The 15,306-nt window shown below is 68.2% G+C and carries 15 protein-coding genes and 1 pseudogene; 7 read left to right on the forward strand and 9 right to left on the reverse strand.

Features of this window, described 5'->3' with window-relative positions; translation table 11 throughout:
• Positions 1-319: 319 nt before the first annotated feature.
• Complete coding sequence (locus ACXJKR_RS09080; protein WP_056203991.1) at positions 320-2,026, reverse strand: GGDEF domain-containing protein; 1,707 nt, start codon at positions 2,024-2,026, stop codon at positions 320-322.
• Between the two features lie 38 nt (positions 2,027-2,064).
• Between ACXJKR_RS09080 and ACXJKR_RS09085 the strand changes: the two genes are divergently transcribed.
• The 4 genes from ACXJKR_RS09085 to ACXJKR_RS09100 all read left to right on the forward strand — a co-directional run bounded on the left by ACXJKR_RS09085 (position 2,065) and on the right by ACXJKR_RS09100 (position 6,561).
• Entirely contained in the window at positions 2,065-2,877 is an 813-nt protein-coding gene (locus ACXJKR_RS09085) for a DUF429 domain-containing protein (protein WP_056204507.1), read from the forward strand.
• Positions 2,878-3,048: 171 nt separating this feature from the next.
• A complete protein-coding gene (locus ACXJKR_RS09090; RefSeq protein ID WP_457322559.1) occupies positions 3,049-3,507 on the forward strand; it encodes a cache domain-containing protein in 459 nt (152 codons plus the stop codon).
• Between the two features lie 79 nt (positions 3,508-3,586).
• Positions 3,587-5,119 carry a methyl-accepting chemotaxis protein gene (locus tag ACXJKR_RS09095; RefSeq protein WP_457322561.1) on the forward strand — a complete coding sequence of 511 codons (1,533 nt, stop codon included), beginning with the start codon at positions 3,587-3,589 and terminating at the stop codon, positions 5,117-5,119.
• A gap of 146 nt (positions 5,120-5,265) precedes the next feature.
• A complete protein-coding gene (locus ACXJKR_RS09100; RefSeq protein WP_235532101.1) occupies positions 5,266-6,561 on the forward strand; it encodes a sensor histidine kinase in 1,296 nt (431 codons plus the stop codon).
• Positions 6,562-6,632: 71 nt separating this feature from the next.
• Here ACXJKR_RS09100 and ACXJKR_RS09105 read toward each other — a convergent pair whose 3' ends face one another.
• The 6 genes and pseudogenes from ACXJKR_RS09105 to ACXJKR_RS09130 form a co-directional block, all read right to left on the reverse strand.
• The gene (locus ACXJKR_RS09105) at positions 6,633-8,054 is read right to left on the reverse strand and encodes an amidohydrolase family protein (protein ID WP_457322563.1); all 1,422 of its coding nucleotides are present in this window, start codon (positions 8,052-8,054) and stop codon (positions 6,633-6,635) included.
• A gap of 29 nt (positions 8,055-8,083) precedes the next feature.
• Positions 8,084-8,917: a phosphodiesterase gene (locus tag ACXJKR_RS09110; RefSeq protein ID WP_056203975.1), complete on the reverse strand. Its 834-nt coding sequence runs from the start codon at positions 8,915-8,917 to the stop codon at positions 8,084-8,086.
• 90 nt (positions 8,918-9,007) lie between these two features.
• A complete protein-coding gene (gene rocF, locus ACXJKR_RS09115; RefSeq protein WP_057300882.1) occupies positions 9,008-9,928 on the reverse strand; it encodes an arginase in 921 nt (306 codons plus the stop codon).
• Positions 9,925-10,800 carry an LOG family protein gene (locus ACXJKR_RS09120; protein ID WP_457322566.1) on the reverse strand — a complete coding sequence of 292 codons (876 nt, stop codon included), beginning with the start codon at positions 10,798-10,800 and terminating at the stop codon, positions 9,925-9,927. Before ACXJKR_RS09120 ends, rocF begins: the two co-directional genes overlap by 4 nt.
• A 47-nt stretch (positions 10,801-10,847) precedes the next feature.
• Positions 10,848-10,880, reverse strand: a pseudogene (locus ACXJKR_RS09125) (hypothetical protein).
• Positions 10,868-11,614 carry a HesA/MoeB/ThiF family protein gene (locus ACXJKR_RS09130; protein ID WP_457322568.1) on the reverse strand — a complete coding sequence of 249 codons (747 nt, stop codon included), beginning with the start codon at positions 11,612-11,614 and terminating at the stop codon, positions 10,868-10,870. The pseudogene ACXJKR_RS09125 and the gene ACXJKR_RS09130 overlap by 13 nt, the downstream one beginning before the upstream one ends.
• A gap of 56 nt (positions 11,615-11,670) precedes the next feature.
• On the opposite strand from ACXJKR_RS09130, the gene ACXJKR_RS09135 reads away from it, so the two are divergent.
• Positions 11,671-12,837 carry an MFS transporter gene (locus ACXJKR_RS09135; protein WP_457322570.1) on the forward strand — a complete coding sequence of 389 codons (1,167 nt, stop codon included), beginning with the start codon at positions 11,671-11,673 and terminating at the stop codon, positions 12,835-12,837.
• A gap of 3 nt (positions 12,838-12,840) precedes the next feature.
• Here ACXJKR_RS09135 and ACXJKR_RS09140 read toward each other — a convergent pair whose 3' ends face one another.
• Positions 12,841-13,458, reverse strand: coding sequence for a TetR/AcrR family transcriptional regulator (locus ACXJKR_RS09140; protein WP_457322572.1), 618 nt, complete (start codon positions 13,456-13,458; stop codon positions 12,841-12,843).
• 46 nt (positions 13,459-13,504) lie between these two features.
• Between ACXJKR_RS09140 and ACXJKR_RS09145 the strand changes: the two genes are divergently transcribed.
• Together ACXJKR_RS09145 and ACXJKR_RS09150 are read left to right on the forward strand one after the other, a co-directional pair.
• The gene (locus ACXJKR_RS09145) at positions 13,505-13,972 is read left to right on the forward strand and encodes a VOC family protein (protein ID WP_457322574.1); all 468 of its coding nucleotides are present in this window, start codon (positions 13,505-13,507) and stop codon (positions 13,970-13,972) included.
• The gene (locus ACXJKR_RS09150) at positions 13,969-14,358 is read left to right on the forward strand and encodes a nuclear transport factor 2 family protein (RefSeq protein WP_457322576.1); all 390 of its coding nucleotides are present in this window, start codon (positions 13,969-13,971) and stop codon (positions 14,356-14,358) included. The genes ACXJKR_RS09145 and ACXJKR_RS09150 overlap by 4 nt, the downstream gene beginning before the upstream one ends.
• Positions 14,359-14,440: 82 nt before the next feature.
• Here the strand turns inward: ACXJKR_RS09150 and ACXJKR_RS09155 are convergent.
• On the reverse strand, positions 14,441-15,306 hold an 866-nt coding region (locus ACXJKR_RS09155; protein WP_457322577.1), incomplete at its 5' end, for a S41 family peptidase.

Raw genomic sequence — 15,306 nt, forward strand, 5'->3', positions numbered from 1 at the left:
ATGTACGGTGCTAAGCATCGTATTTGCTTGGAATAGGGAAGGTTTGCATAACCTCCGGGCAAGTCTGCTAGCGAGATGGTGAGCGACTGAGAGGATGGCGGCCATGAAGCAGACGAGTCTGGGCCTGCGGCAGTCAAACAAACGCACTGGTGCGCGCCAACTCGTGACCCAGCCGYGCTGAAGATTCAATTTCAAGTCGAGGCCAGCACAGATGCCGTGCTTTATTCAGACGTTCCTTAGCTGAACCGATCGGCGCGGCTTCGAACCGCGACAATCAACTACACCGGATATCTGCTATCAAATCGGGACGGCGTACTAATCAGTCCACGTGTACCCGATTGCGCCCACCCCGCTTGGCCGCATACAGCGCCTGGTCCGCCCGCAGGAGCAGGCTGTCGCCCTGATGCTGCTGCGGCGCGCCGCCCGAGATGCCGACGCTGATGCGCACCAGCAGGCCCGGCGTGACGGCGGCCCAGTCGTGTTCGACGACGGCCAGGCGCAGTCGCTCGCAGATCTCGGCGGCCTGTTGGGGGGCGATACCCACCAGCACGGCTAAAAACTCTTCACCGCCGATGCGGGCCAGCAGGTCGGCGCTGCGCAGGCGATGGCGCAGCAGCTGGGCGAGCTGTTGCAGCACGGCGTCGCCGACGGCGTGGCCATGGGTGTCGTTGATGCGCTTGAAATGGTCGACGTCCAGCGCAGCGACGCTGATGACCTGGTTGGCCATGCGCGCACCCTCCACCAGCAGAGGCAGGGCGAACTCGGCGTGGCGGCGGTTGTGCAGGCCGGTCAGCACGTCCTCGTGGGCGGCGCGGTCCAGGGCCATGGCGTGCTCGCGCAGGCGCGCCTGCTCGGTCTCGAGATGCACGGCGCGGGCGCGTTCGCGGCGGGCGTCGGCGGTGGCGCTGTCGGCGCGGGCCTGGGCCTGCTCGACCTGGTCGCGGATCAGGATGACCTCGGTCTGCAGCACGAGGTTGTCGCGCGAGATCTGGCGGTCCAGGCCGACGAGTTCCTCCAGCCAGACCAGGGCCTCGCGGTATTGGCCGCAGGCCTTGTAGGTCTCGTACAGCGATCGGATCAGCAGGCGGCGCAGCTTCGGCGGCGGCTCCGCGGCGGCCTGCAGCAGCGCCTCCAGGATGCGCGCGGCCTGCAGGGGCTCGCCCTTCAGGCGCAGGAAGACGGCGCGCTGCGCGTCGGCTTCGACGGCCAGCGTGCGGTAGCCGTGGTCGTGGGCGAGATGGCCGAATTCGTTGAGCAGCGGCAGGGCGTCGTTCAACAGGCCGCCCGCGAGCAGCGCGTTGACCAAGTTGGACACGGCCACCGCCACCTGGAAGGGGCTGCCGGACTGGCGGGCCAGCACGGTGGCTTGATCCGCGGTGCGGCGGGCACTGGCTACGGCGTCGGCCAGGGCTGTGGCGTCGCCCAGGGTCCGGGCCTCCTCGACGCGGCGCAGCCAGAAATAGGCCAGGTTGTTGTGGCAGGAGAACAGCACCTCGGCACAGTCGGTGCGGGCGGCGATCTCCAGCGCCTGCCCGGCCGATGCACAGGCCTGGACGGGGTTGTCCAGGCTGGAATAGGCGACGCCGACGCGGTTCAGCGCCCAGGCTTCGCGCACCGGGTCGGCGGCGCGGCGTGCGGCGGCCAGCGCCTTCATGCCCGACTCCAGCGCCTCGCGGCCCATCAGCAGTTGGCCGTAGACATAGCACTGGCTGGTCAGTGCGTCGGCCAGCAAGCCGTCGTCGTCCAGGCGTTCGGCCAGGGCCAGCGCCTCCGTCGAGCAGCGCGCGCTCGCCGTCAGCTTGCCCAGGCGCGGATATTGGTGCGCCAGCAGGGCCAGGGTTTCGGCGCGCCGGCGCTGTTGGGCCGGCGGGCAGGTCAGCAGCAATTGCTCCAGCGCCTCGCTGGACGCCTCATAAGCCCCGGCTGCGGCGCGCAGGCGTGCGGCGGCAAAGGCCTCGTCGAATGCGGCGGCGTCAAAACCGCGGTCTTCGGCAGGCAGGGCGGGGAGGTCGAGGAGGGCTGACATGGAACCAGCCGATTCTGCCTAGGCCCAGAATGCCGGGCATGACGGACATCGCTGTTTTCGGGGTTGACTTCACGAGTGCGCCTCGGGCAGCCAAGCCAATCCGGGTCGCCGGCGGCCAGCGGCATGGCGCCGTCGTCCGCCTTGCTGGCCTGGTAGCGCTACACAGCCTGGACGAGTTTTCCAGCTGGCTGGTCCGGCCGGGGCCCTGGGTGGCCGGTTTCGACCTGCCTTTCGGTCTGCCGCGTGAACTCGTCGAGCACCTCGGCTGGCCGACCGACTATGCCGCGCTGATGGCCCATTACGCCGCCTTGAGCAGAGTCGACATCCGAGACCGCTTTGCCGCCTTCTGCGACGCGCGCCCGGCCGGCGCCAAGTTCGCCCACCGCGCCTGCGACGGCCCGGCCGGCGCCAGCCCCAGCATGAAATGGGTCAACCCGCCGGTGGCCTGGATGCTGCATGCCGGCGTGCCGCGGCTGATTGCGGCGGGCGTGCATCTGCCGGGTCATCTGGCGGGCGACCCGACCCGCGTGGCGCTGGAGGCCTACCCGGGGCTGCTGGCGCGCGAGCTGATCGGCCGGCGCTCCTACAAGAGCGACACCAAGGCCGCGCAGACGCCGGAACGGCTGATCGCGCGCAAGGACATCGTCGAGGGCCTGGAACAGGGCCGCACGCGGCTGGGCCTGCGCTTGAAGCTGAGCCATGCACAGCGCGACGACCTGGTTGCCGATGCGAGCGGCGACAGCCTGGACGCGGTGCTGGCGATGCTGCAGGCGGCCTGGGCGGCCGAGCAGCCGGACCATGGCTGGCCGCAGGGCGCGGACCCGATCGAGGGGTGGATCGTCAGCGCGTGAAATCGCTTGCCGCCGCGCCGCCGACCGTTGTGCAGAAGATAACTGGACGACTCGACGGTTGTTCGACTTTTCGGCTATCGCACTGGCTTGATGGTGCTTAAGATCGAATCGAGCCTGCCGATCTGCAAGCTCGCGAGTCGAACCTCTTGATGTTTTTGGAAGGACCATCCAATGAACCTCTTACGTCGCTTGATCTTGATCGGCGCTTGCAGCGCCGCCATGGGTGCCGCGTCGGCCGCCGACTCCGCGCGCGGGACGAAGGACGAAGCCAAGGCCTTGGCCGAGGCGGCCGCCGCGCATGTGAACAAGGTGGGTAGCGAGCAGGCGTTCAAGGACTTCGCCGATGCCAAATGGCATCCGAAGGACATGTACGTGTTCGCGCAGAGCATGGACGGCGTGATGATCTATCACGGCGCCAACGAGAAGCTCGTCGGCAAGAACTTCAACGACGTGAAGGACTCCACCGGCAAGGAGTTCAACAAGGAAATGATCGCCGCCGCCAAGAAGGGCGCCGGTTGGGTCGACTACCAATGGGTGCACCCGGCCACGAAGAAGATCGAGGACAAGACCAGCTACGTCGTTCGCATCAACAAGCCGGAGGGCTTCGTCGGCGTCGGCATCTATCGCTGAGAAGCGATAGCGGCATGGATCGGCCGGATCGTGGGTCTTACCGGGAGCCATCGTGTTCAAGAAMCTGAATGATTTGCCCGTGGCCGCGAAGGTCGCATTGGCACCAGTGCTTGTGGTGGTGTGCCTGCTCGTTTCCTCGGGTTCGGCTTACCTGACCAACGTGCGAACGGCCCATGCAGTCGAGTTGATCGCCAGCCAGGGCCTGCCAAGCGTCGCGGAGACCAGTGCCTTCAGCGAGCGGGCGATGCTGGCTTACGGGCTGATCATGCAAAGCCTGGCCTATGAGGGTGCGGGCATGAAGGCAGAGGTCATCTCGCGCCTTGATGCGCAGATCCCTGAGGTCTTCCGAGGCATGCACGCCGACATCGCGCGCATGAGGGCTGCAGCCGCTCAGCGGCCGCAGCTGGCGGAGCGCTTCGATGCCATCGAGGCTGCCCTCGCGAAGCTGGAGAAGGCCACCGCCGGCGCGCTGGACATGAAGAGTGGCGGCCTGGCGGCTTCGGCGATGTTCATGACGGGTGCAGAAGGGGCCTTCGCAGAACTGAAGAAGCAGGCCGCCGTATTGACGGAGGAGCAGCTGACTTCCGGCCGGGCGCAGGCGGCGGCGGCGACGGATGCCGTCGCCTTCGGCAACCGCCTGACCATCGGGCTGGCCGCGGCCGCATTGCTGCTGTCGGCCGTCGTGATCTGGGTGTGCGTCAACGTCATCACCGGCCCATTGCGCCGGGCATTGGATATCGCGCGGGACGTGGCGGGCGGCAACCTGCGGCGGCATGAGATCCAGGCCGGGCGCGATGAGACGGGGCAGGTTCTCCGTGCACTCGATCAGGTGTCGCTGCAGTTGAGCCAGACCATCAACAACATCCGTGAAGCGGCCGACCAGATTGATACGGCGTCTGGCGAGATCGCGCAGGGCAACCAGGACCTGTCCATGCGCACCGAGCAGACCGCCGCGGCCTTGCAGCAGACGGCAGCCACCATGGCGCAGCTGGCCGAGGCCATCCGCACGAATGCTGCGACGGCGCAAGAGGCCACGCGCATTGCATCCGATGCCTGGGCCTTCGCGCGCGAAGGAGGCACGGCCGTGGACGCCGTGGTCCAGACGATGCAGGGTATCAACGACCAGGCCAAGCGGATCAGCGAAATCATCGGCGTCATCGATGGCATCGCGTTCCAGACGAACATCCTGGCGCTCAATGCAGCGGTGGAAGCCGCGCGCGCCGGCGAGCAGGGCCGCGGCTTCGCGGTGGTGGCTCAGGAGGTGCGTGCGCTGGCCGGGCGCAGCGGCGTGGCCGCCAAGGAGATCCGCACCCTCATCGGCGACTCGGTGAACCGGATCAGCGATGGCTCGCACAAGGTGCAGCATGCCGGCCAGACCATGCAAAAGATCGTCGCCTCGATCGAGCAGGTGTCCACCATGGTGACCGAGATGTCTTCCGCCAACGCCGAGCAGGCTTCCGGCTTCGAGCAGGTGAACGTGGCGGTCGGCCGCATGGACCAGGCGACACAACAGAACGCCGCGCTCGTGGAGCAGGCTGCGGCGGCTGCGGAGTCGTTGAAGCAGCAATCCAGGGAACTGATGCGGACCATCCAGGTTTTCACGATCACGTGAGGTGACGGGAGGTCACGACTTGGCCTGCGGCGCCTGACCTGTTACTCGGGCCTGCCGCGACGCGAACCGGGTTCGTCACTCAGAATGCGACTTGCCCCGTCGGGCAAACAGAGGACGCCTCGATGCAATCCTTGGAACATGCAGCATTGGGCACCCACCTGAAGCGTCGGCGCGGCGCTATTCTGCAGGCATGGCGGATGGCGGTGACGTCTGACCCGGCGCTGACCAGTGGGGCCGCGCTGCCTCGGGCCCAGCTCCACGACCACATTCCAGCGCTGTTGGTCAACTTTGAGCGCAAGCTGGCCGGCGGCGAGATGGCGGCGGACGTGGACGATGACGAGCGCCATCAGGGCGACGCCGCAGCCCACGGCTTGCACCGTTGGCAGCAAGGCTTCGACCTTGGCGAGGTGACACGCGAACTCGGGCGCTTGAACGAGTGTGTCGTGGTGGAGCTGGAGGACTACGCGGCCGCCAACTCCGGGCTCCACCTCGCGGTGATGGCCGAGGCGCGCAGGATCTGGGCGCAGCAATGCGGTGACGCCATCAGCGCCAGCGTGTCGCAATATTTCCAGCTGCAGCAGATCGAGGCGAGCAGCCATATCCGCGATCTCGAACAGGCCCTGCAGTCCTTGCGCGAGCTGGAGCAGGAGCGCGCCAGCCTGTGGCAGCAGGCGGCGCATGACCTGCGCGGCAGCCTCGGCGTCGTGGCCACCGTCACCGCGGGCCTCGCGTCGCCAAAGGCGTCCGAGCCGATGCGCGGCGGCTTTTTGCGCCTGCTTGACCGCAATGTCGGCTCGCTCAGCCATCTGCTAAACGACGTGACCAGCCTCGCCCGCTTGCAGGGCGGCCTCGAACACCGCAACCTGGAACTCGTCGATGCCGCCGCGGTGCTCGGCGCGCTGTGCGAAGACCTGCAGCCGCATGCACAGGAGCGCGGGCTCTACCTGAAGTTCAACGGGGTCGCCGCCTTGCCCGTGGAGGGCGACGCGGTCAAGACCCGGCGCATCGCCCAGAACCTCGTGATCAACGCGATCAAGTACACACGCAGTGGCGGCGTCACGGTCAGTTGCGGAGACTGTGCGTCTGGCGACATGGAACGCTGGTTTCTCGAGGTCAGCGATACCGGGCCGGGCTTTCACGCCGGGCCCGGCTCGCAGTTGGCGGGCGCGCTGGAGGAAGCGACCGACCAGGCCAAGCAGGTCGTGGCCGACCACGCCACGGGCGCGATCACGCATGTCAGCGTGGACCTGGCTGACGTGCATCCCTCACCGGAAGACGCGCGGCCGGTCCAGCAGCAACCGGGCGAAGGCATCGGGCTGTCGATCGTCAAGCGCCTTTGCGATCTTCTGGATGCGACCACCGAGCTGCAATCTCAGGGCGGTGTCGGCACGACCTTCCGCATCCTGCTGCCCAGGCGGTACGACGAAGGCTCGGCAAAGTAGCCCGCCCGCACCGGCATCGGCGTGCCGGTCGCGAGTGCAGAGTCCCAGCGCCGGTGCGAGCGCGAAAGGCCTCATCGCAAGCCGACCTGCCCCTTCCATGCATTCAGGATCTTGGCCCGGTCCCACGCCCGCCCGGCCTTCATCGTCCACGCCACTTCAGGCAAAGCTGGCTTGGCCGCATCCAGCGGCGCGACGAAGGCAATGAGGTCGGCGCGCAGGCCAGGGGCCACGCGGCCGACATCGGCCGTGCGGCCCAGATAGGTCGCGCCGTTGGATGTCATGACCTTGACCGCCGTCGCGGCGTCAAAGCCGGCTTCGCGCAGCAGCTCGAACTGCCGCAATGACGACCAGCCGGGAATGACGCCGCCATAGCCCGTCGGATCGGTGCCGGCGACGAGCAGGCCGCCAGCGTCGTGGAAGCGCTTCTCCCAAATCATGTTCTTCGCAAGGATGCGCCCATGCGGGTTGGGGCCACCGCGCTGGATGGCGGTGTAGCGCAGCACGTATTGCTCGCGCAGCTGCGGCATCAGCAGGTCCAGCGCCGCGGCCGGGGCCATCGGGCGGCCATACGAGAAGGTCTCGAAGATGGTCAGCGTCGAGGTGAGAGCCACCTTGCGTTCGATCATCTGGCGCTGCAGGGCGGCCATGCGCGGGTCGTCGACGGCCAGCGCGTCGAGGGACTTCGGCACTGCGTCGCCGCTCGGGCAGGCGTCGGCCTGCTTGCCTTCGACGAAATCGCTGGCCGCGAAGAAGCCATGCTCCAGGTTGTCGATGCCCATGGCCGTGGCTTCAGCGTAGGTCACCGCACACAGGTGGGCCGTGACCTTGGCCTTGCGCTCGTGCGCAGCCTTGACGATCGCGTCGAGCTGCTCGCGCGTCAGGTGCATATAGCCCTTGTACGAGGTCGCGCCGACATCGGCCCAGTAGCCCACYTGGCGCACGGCGTCATCGGCCGATGCGAGCCGCGGCACCTGCGCGACGAAGGCCTGGATGCCATTCAGGAAGGGCGCCGTCACGTCGAGGTCGGGGCCCGGCGCGGTGCCGGCCTTGATGTCCTTCCAGGTGTTGAGGTCGGCATAGGGGCTCATGCTGCCGGCCGTACGCATCGTCGTCACGCCGCCGGCGAGATACAACAGTGGGAAGCTCTGGAAGAAGGCGCCGTAGCTGCCGCGCTCGGTCGGGTAGAAGAGGTGTTCGTGCAGCAGCACGAAGCCGGGCATCAGCGCGCCGCCGGCCAGGTCCTTCACCAGCGCGCCGGCCGGGGTCTTGAGCTCGGCGTCCGGGGCCACCGAGGCGATGCGGCCGTCGCGGATGAGCACGCTCATGTGCTCGCGCGGTGCCCCGCCCGTGCCGTCGAACAGCTGGGCATTTCGCAGCAGGGTGACGGGCGCGTTGAAGAGGGTGTAGCGCTCGGTGTCGCCCGGCACTGGCGGCGCTTGCGCGAGGGCCTGCAGGGCGAGTGAAAGCGCGAGCAGCGCGAGTGGCCTTTTCATGCGCCGCATCCTCGCATGCGCGGGCGGCCTCACAGGTCGGCGATGCGCTCGTGGTCCCCTGCCAGCGCAAGATGGCTGACCAGAGGCAGGCCCGGCCCCCAGGCGTGGATGAGCCAGCCGGCGGGCTCCAGCGCCAGGGCCAGCGGTGCGTCGGGCGCGAGGTCCAGTGCGACCTGGTGGGCGGTGGAAGGCGCGCTGATGACCGCGGCATGGGCGATGCGGCCCAAGGTCATGCGGTGCAGATGGCCGCAGACGACGCGCTGCACCTGCGGGTGGGCAGCGACCAGTGCCTCGAAGCTGGCGAGGCCCGCTTGCAGCGACATCGCGTCCATGGCCGCGAGGCCGGTGGCGTGCGGCGGGTGGTGCAGGGCGACCAGCGTGGGCATGTCGGGCCGCTCGGCCAGCAGGGCCTGGGCCTGCGCCAGGCGCGCATCGTCGAAACCGCCTTCGGGCCGACCGGGCATCAGGCTGTCGAGCACGACGAGTCGCAGCGGGCCGGGCAGGTCCAGCGCGTACTGGATGGCCGTCGCGCCGGGTTCACCGCGGTGCACGCGGGCCAGGCCCGCGAAAGCCTCCTGCAGCGGGCCGCGTGCATCGTGGTTGCCGGGCAGCAGCGCGAGCGGCAGGCCCGCATCGACCAGCGGCATCAGCAGCTCGCGCAGCTGCGCGTACTCTGCCGGGTGGCCGGCATCGACAAGGTCGCCGCTGACCAGCACGGCCACCGGGCGCGGGCGGATCTGCAGCACACGTTCAACCGCGTGGCGCAGCGCCGCGGCGGTGTCGACGCGGCCGGAGATCAGCCGGCCCGGATGGGTGATGTGCGGGTCGCTGAGCTGGACCAGCAGATAGGGCGTGGCGTCCATACTTGTCAGCGCCGCCCGGCCGTCCGAAGGCGTTGACACACCCCCTCGGGGGGCAGAGAGCGAAGCGAGCGTGGGGGCTTCATCTCGCGCCTACTTGCGCATCAGCGTGCTCTTGCCGAACAGGCTTTCGATCAGGTCCACCGCCACCAGCGCCGTCTTGTTCTTCTCGTCCAGCGCCGGATTGAGCTCGACGAGGTCCAGCGAAGCCATGCGGCCGGTGTCGGCGATCATCTCCATGCACAGATGCGCCTCCCGGTAGGTCGGGCCGCCGCCGACCGTCGTGCCGACGCCGGGCGCCATGACGGGGTCGAGGAAGTCGACGTCGAAGCTGACGTGCAGATGGGTGTTGTCGTCCAGCGTGGCCAGCGCCAGCTCCATGGTGTGGCGCATGCCCATCTCGTCGATGAAGCGCATGTCGAACACTTCCAGGTCGTGTTCGTGCACGAAGGCGCGCTCGCCCTCGTCGACGCTGCGGATGCCGATCTGGCGGATCCATTTCGGTGAGATGGCCGGCACATGGCCACCGATCTCGACCAGTTCCTTGGGGCCGAAGCCGCACAGGCAGGCCACGGGCATGCCGTGGATGTTGCCGCTGGGCGTGAGCTCGCTGGTGTTGAAGTCGGCGTGCGCGTCCAGCCAGAGCACGCGCAGCTTCTTGCCGGTGTCGCGGCAGTGGCGGGCCACGGCGCTGATGGAACCCAGGCCCAGGCAGTGGTCACCGCCCAGCATGATGGGCAGGCGGCCGGTCTTGAGTTCGGCGTAGATGGCGTCGTGGGTGGCCTGGTTCCAGGCGACGACTTCCTGCAGATGGCGGTAGCCGTCGGTCGGCGGCAGCCAGGGGTTGGACGGGCCGGCCAGGTTGCCGCGGTCGATGACGTCCACGCCGCGGGCGCGCAGCGCCTCGGCCAGGCCCGCCACGCGCATGGCCTCGGGGCCCATGCTCGCGCCGCGGGCGCCGGCGCCGATGTCGGTCGGCACACCGATGAGGGAGACGTTTCTGAGTTTGGTCATGGCGTTGAGGGGCTGGCGAGTTCAGGAGCGGATTCGAGGATGGCCCAGGCTTCCTCGGCCGTCTCGACGTAGTGAAAGAGCTGTGCGTCGACGGGATTGATCATGCCGGTCTCGATCAGCAGCTCGATGTTGATCAGCTTGGTCCAGAACTCGCGGCCGACCAGCAGGATGGGACGCGGCCGGCTCTTCTTGGTCTGGATCAGCGTCAGCGTCTCGAACAGTTCATCCAGCGTACCGAAGCCCCCGGGGAAGCACACCAGGGCGACGGCGCGCATCAGGAAGTGCATCTTGCGCAGGCCGAAGTAATGGAAGCGAAAGCACAGCTCCGGCGTGATGTAGGGGTTGGGGTACTGCTCGTGCGGCAGCACGATGTTCAGCCCGACGCTCTTGCCGCCGACGTCGTAGGCGCCGCGGTTGCCGGCCTCCATGATGCCGGGGCCGCCGCCGGTAGCGACGACGACATGATTGCCGCGCTCGGTACAAGCGGCGGTGGCGATCTGCGCGAAGCGGCGCGCTTCCTCGTAATAGCGGCTCATCGCCAGATGGCGGCGCGCTCGTGCCGCGCCGGCTTCGTCGCCGCGGTCCTCGGCCACGGTCAGCAGGGCCTGGGCGGCCTCTGCCGACAGGATGCGGGCGCTGCCGAAGATGACGATGGTGGATTTGACGCCCTGCTCGTTCTGCATCAGCTCGGGCTTCATCAGCTCCAGCTGCATGCGCACGGCGCGCATGTCCTGGCGCAGCAGGAAGGTCTCGTCCTTGAAGGCCAGGTTGTAGGCGGCGCCCGGGCCGTCGTAGTCGGGGTGAGGGGGCAGGTCGCGGCACTCTTCCTTGGCGGTCGGGAAGTTGCGCGTCGGGACGTCGGTGGGCTTCATGGGGAAAAAGGATTGTGGGCAGGTCGGGACGGAATTTTCCGCCCCATTCAGAGGCGTTCGCGGGATTTCATCCGCCGCAGACGGAGCATTCGGGGTCGCGCTGCATGGCGATCTCGCTCCACTGCATGCGCCGGCCGTCCAGCATCAGCAGCCTCCCGGCCAAAGGCTCGCCCACGCCGGCCAGCAGCTTCAGCGCCTCGGCGGCCTGCATGGCGCCGATGATGCCCACCAGCGGTGCGAACACGCCCATGGTCGAGCAGGCCACGTCCTCGAAGCCGGATTCGGGTGGGAACAGGCAGGCATAGCAGGGCTGCTCTCGCGAGCGGCTGTCATAGACGCTGATCTGGCCGTCGAAACCGATGGCCGCACCCGAGACCAGCGGCTTGCCGTGGCGCACGCAGGCGGCGTTGACGAGGTGGCGGGTGGCGAAGTTGTCGGTGCAGTCGAGGACGACGTCTACGCGCGGGACTTCCTCGTCGAGCAGGGCGGCATCGGCCTTCTGCGCGAGGGCGCGCACCTGCACGCCAGGGTTCAGCGCGGCCATGCGGGCGGCGGCCGAGTCGACCTTGGGTTTGTCCAGGCTGCTCATGTCGTGGGCGATCTGGCGCTGCAGATTCGTCAACGACACGGTGTCATGGTCGACCAGCGTGATGCGGCCGACACCGGCCGAAGCCAGATAGAGGGCCACCGGTGAACCCAGGCCGCCGGCGCCGATGACCAGCGCGCTGGCGTCAAGCAGGCGCTGCTGRCCCTCGATGCCGATCTCGTCGAGCAGCAGATGGCGGGAATAGCGCAACAGGTCGTCGTCGTTCATGGTGTCAGGATAGCCCTGGCAGCGCAGGATTTGCCGGCCCTCGCGACACTGGCGGGATGAAGTCCACGCCCCATGTCGCCCCGCTCAGCCCCGCGCTGACGCTGCTGCTTGCCACCGCCACCGGCCTGGCCGTTGCCTCCCTCTACTACGTGCAGCCGCTGCTGGGCCTGCTGTCCGAGCAGTTCGGCGTCGGCAGCGCGGCCATCGGCCTGCTGCCCACGTTGACCCAGCTCGGCTATGCGGCGGCCATTCTGCTGCTGTCGCCGCTGGGCGATCGTTTCGACCGGCGCTGCATCATTGCGGTCAAGTCCGTCGCTCTGGTTGCCGCCCTGGCTTGCGCTGCGCTTGCGCCGGGCTTTGCAGCCTTGTGCATCGCCAGCGTGGCCATCGGCCTGACGGCAACGCTGGCCCAGGACATCGTGCCGGCCGTGGCCACGCTGGCGCCCGAGGCCGAGCGCGGCAAGCGCGTGGGCCAGGTCATGACGGGCCTGCTGCTGGGCATCCTGCTGTCGCGCGTGGCCAGCGGCTCGCTGGCGGCGGTGGCCGGCTGGCGCGCCGTCTACGCGGTGGCGGCGCTGGCCGTGGCGGCGTTGATCCCGCTGCTGTGGCGCGGCCTGCCGCACTTCGTGCCGGCGACGTCGGCGGGCTATGGCTCGCTGCTGCTGTCGATGGCGGGACTGTGGGCTCGGCATGCCCCGTTGCGCCGGGCTGCGCTGGCCCAGGGCCTGCTGAGCGTGGCCTTCAGTGCCTTCTGGTCGACGCTGGCCCTGGTGTTGGCGGGGCCGGATTTCGGCCAGGGCAGCGCGGTGGCCGGGGCGTTCGGCCTGGCCGGTGCAGCGGGCGCGCTGGCAGCACCGCTGGCCGGTGGCGTGGCGGACAAGCGCGGCCCGCAGGCCGTCATCCGCATCGGCGCGCTGCTGGTGTTCATCGCCTTCACCGTGCAGGCGCTGGCACCGGCCTCGCTGTGGCTGCTGGTGGGCGTGGCCGTGGTGTTTGACCTGGGCGTGCAGGCCGCGCTGGTGTCGCACCAGAGCGTGGTCTACAGCCTGGACCCGGCTTCACGCAGCCGGCTGAATGCCGTGCTCGTCAGCACGATGTTCGTCGGCATGGCCAGCGGCGCGGCGTTGGGCTCGGCCCTGCTGGCCTCGTTCGGTTGGCGGGCGGTACCGGCCCTCGGCGCGGTGGCGGCCCTGGGCGCCTTGGCCGTGACCCGGCGGCGATGAGCGTCAGCCGAGCGCATCTTGCGCCGACGCCACTCCGTTGAAGAGCGTCTCGACCAGCTGCTCCGCCAGTTGCAGCGACAACGGCCGGTGGCCGACGAGCAGCCGGAAGAACAGCGGCCCGTAGATCATGTCGAGCGCCACGTCGATATCGATGCCGGATTGAATCTCGTGCAGCGACATGCCGCGCTCGATGAGCTGGCGGCCGGCCTCCCGGCTCTTCAGGATCACCTGGTTGCGAAAGGCCTTGGCCAGTTCGCTGTCGGGGTCGGCGGAGGCCATGGTCAAGGTGATCTGGCGCCCACGCGCCGTGGCGAAAGTGCCGATGACGCTCGACAGATGGGCCCGCAGCCGGGCCCGGACGGAGTTCGCCCGCGAGACCGGCTCGTCCGAGGCGGGGTGGGCCATGAAGGCGGCCATCGCGAGGTCCTGGGCATTGGTCCAGGTCCTGTAGATCGTCGGTTTGCTGACGCCCGACTCGGCCGCCACGCGCTCGATCGTCAGCCGGCCCAGGCCTTCCTCGATCAGGATGCGGTAGGCGGTCGCCAGCGCGAGGCGGCGCGCTTCCTCGCTGGGTGGTCGACCGGGCCGGCGCGGGGTGGTGGGTTCGGATGCTTGACTCATTACGTGACGTATCGTAATTTAATTGTCAGTCAACAGAGGATTCATCATGCCCTCAGTCGCAACCTCACCCGCCAGCCTGTCGCCCTATCTCGTGGTCCGGGGTGCTCAGGCCGCCATCGACTTCTACGTCCAGGCCCTGGGCGCCAGCCTGGACTTCAAGGTGATCGATCCGTCCGATGGACGCATCGGCCATGCCGAGCTGCTGTTCGGCGCCACACGGGTCTTCATTGCCGACGAGTATCCTGACTTCGGGGCCGTCGGGCCCGAGACGATCGGCGGCTCCCCGGTCAAGTTCCACCTCGACGTGGCCGATGCCGACTCATTCGTTGCGAACGCCGTGCGGCACGGCGCCACCGTCCTGCGTGCCGTCAAGCTCGAGTTCCATGGCCACCGCAGCGGTCTGATCGCCGATCCCTTCGGCTACAGCTGGTTCGTTGCGAGCAAGGCGGAGGAGGTCAGCGTCGACGAAATGCAACGCCGCTGGGACGCGATGGTCGCGGGGAGCCCGTCATGACAACCGCGCCCGCCGATGGCGAGGTGCTGCGGGCATTCCAGGCGCTCGAAGACCGCTTCAACGACGCCATGGTCAGCAACGACGTCCAGCGCATCGCCCAATGCATCTCCGAGGACTGGACCCTCGTGACGCCGGAGAAGGGGCCGATCTCGCGCGAGGCCATCCTCCATGCCATAGCCAGCGGCATGCTGACGCACGATTCGATGACCAAGCAGGTGGTGCGGGCCAGCGTGTACGGCGACATGGCGGTCGTCACCGGGCGGGGCAGCAACACCGGCACTTTCAGGGGCGAGCCCATCAGCGCCGATGAATGGATCACCGATGTCTACCGCCAGGTGCAGGGACAGTGGCGCTGCGTGCTGACCCATCTCGCCCCTGCCGGCTGAGGAGGGGCGTGGCACCGGTTGGGCAAAAAAAGAGGGCCTCGCGAGAGGCCCCTGTGCTTTTTGAAGTCAGGACTCTTTGTAGTTATTCCGTCGTCTTGGCTTCGGCCTTGCGCTCGACAGCCGACTTGGACGCAATGACCGGTTGACCCTTGAGCTTGTTCAGCGCCTGCATCAGCGGGAAGTCTTCCGTCGAGCCGAACTCGGGCAGGGGCTTGGGCGGCTCGGCGCGCTTGGCGTACTCGGCTTCCAGCTTCTGGCGCGCTTCCTCGCGGGCCTTCTGGCGGGCTTCGTTTTCGTCCTCGGGGCCGTTGTTCAGATGCTTTTCGAGGTCGGCCTCACGCATGCGCAGCGCGGCGAAGACATTGCCCTCGGCGGTTTCGTCCAGCAGCACGTCGGGCACGATGCCCTTGGCCTGGATGGAGCGGCCGCTCGGCGTGTAGTAACGCGCCGTCGTGATCTTCAATGCCGTTTCCGGGCCCAGCTGGCGCACGGTCTGCACCGAGCCTTTGCCGAAGGTCTGGGCACCCATGACGGTGGCGCGATGGTGATCCTGCAGGGCGCCGGCGACGATCTCGCTGGCGCTGGCCGAGCCTTCGTTGACGAGCACCACCAGCGGCACGTTCTTCAACGCGGCGGGCAGGCGCTTGATCGGGTCGTCGCTGCTGCGGCGGCGGTAGTCGTCGGGGCTGGCCTTGTAGCTGGCCTTGGATTCGGCGATCTGGCCGTTGGTCGACACGACCTCGACGTCCTTGGGCAGGAACGCCGCCGAGATGGCGATGGAGGCATCCAGCAGGCCGCCCGGGTCGTTGCGCAGGTCAAGCACCAGGCCCTTGAGATGGGGCTCCTGCTTGTAGATCTCTTCGAGCTTCTTGGCGAAGTCGTCGACGGTGCGATCCTGGAACTGGCTGACGCGGATCCAAGCATAGCCCGGCTCGATGACCTTGGCAC

This window comes from Roseateles sp. P5_E11, assembly GCF_054049355.1.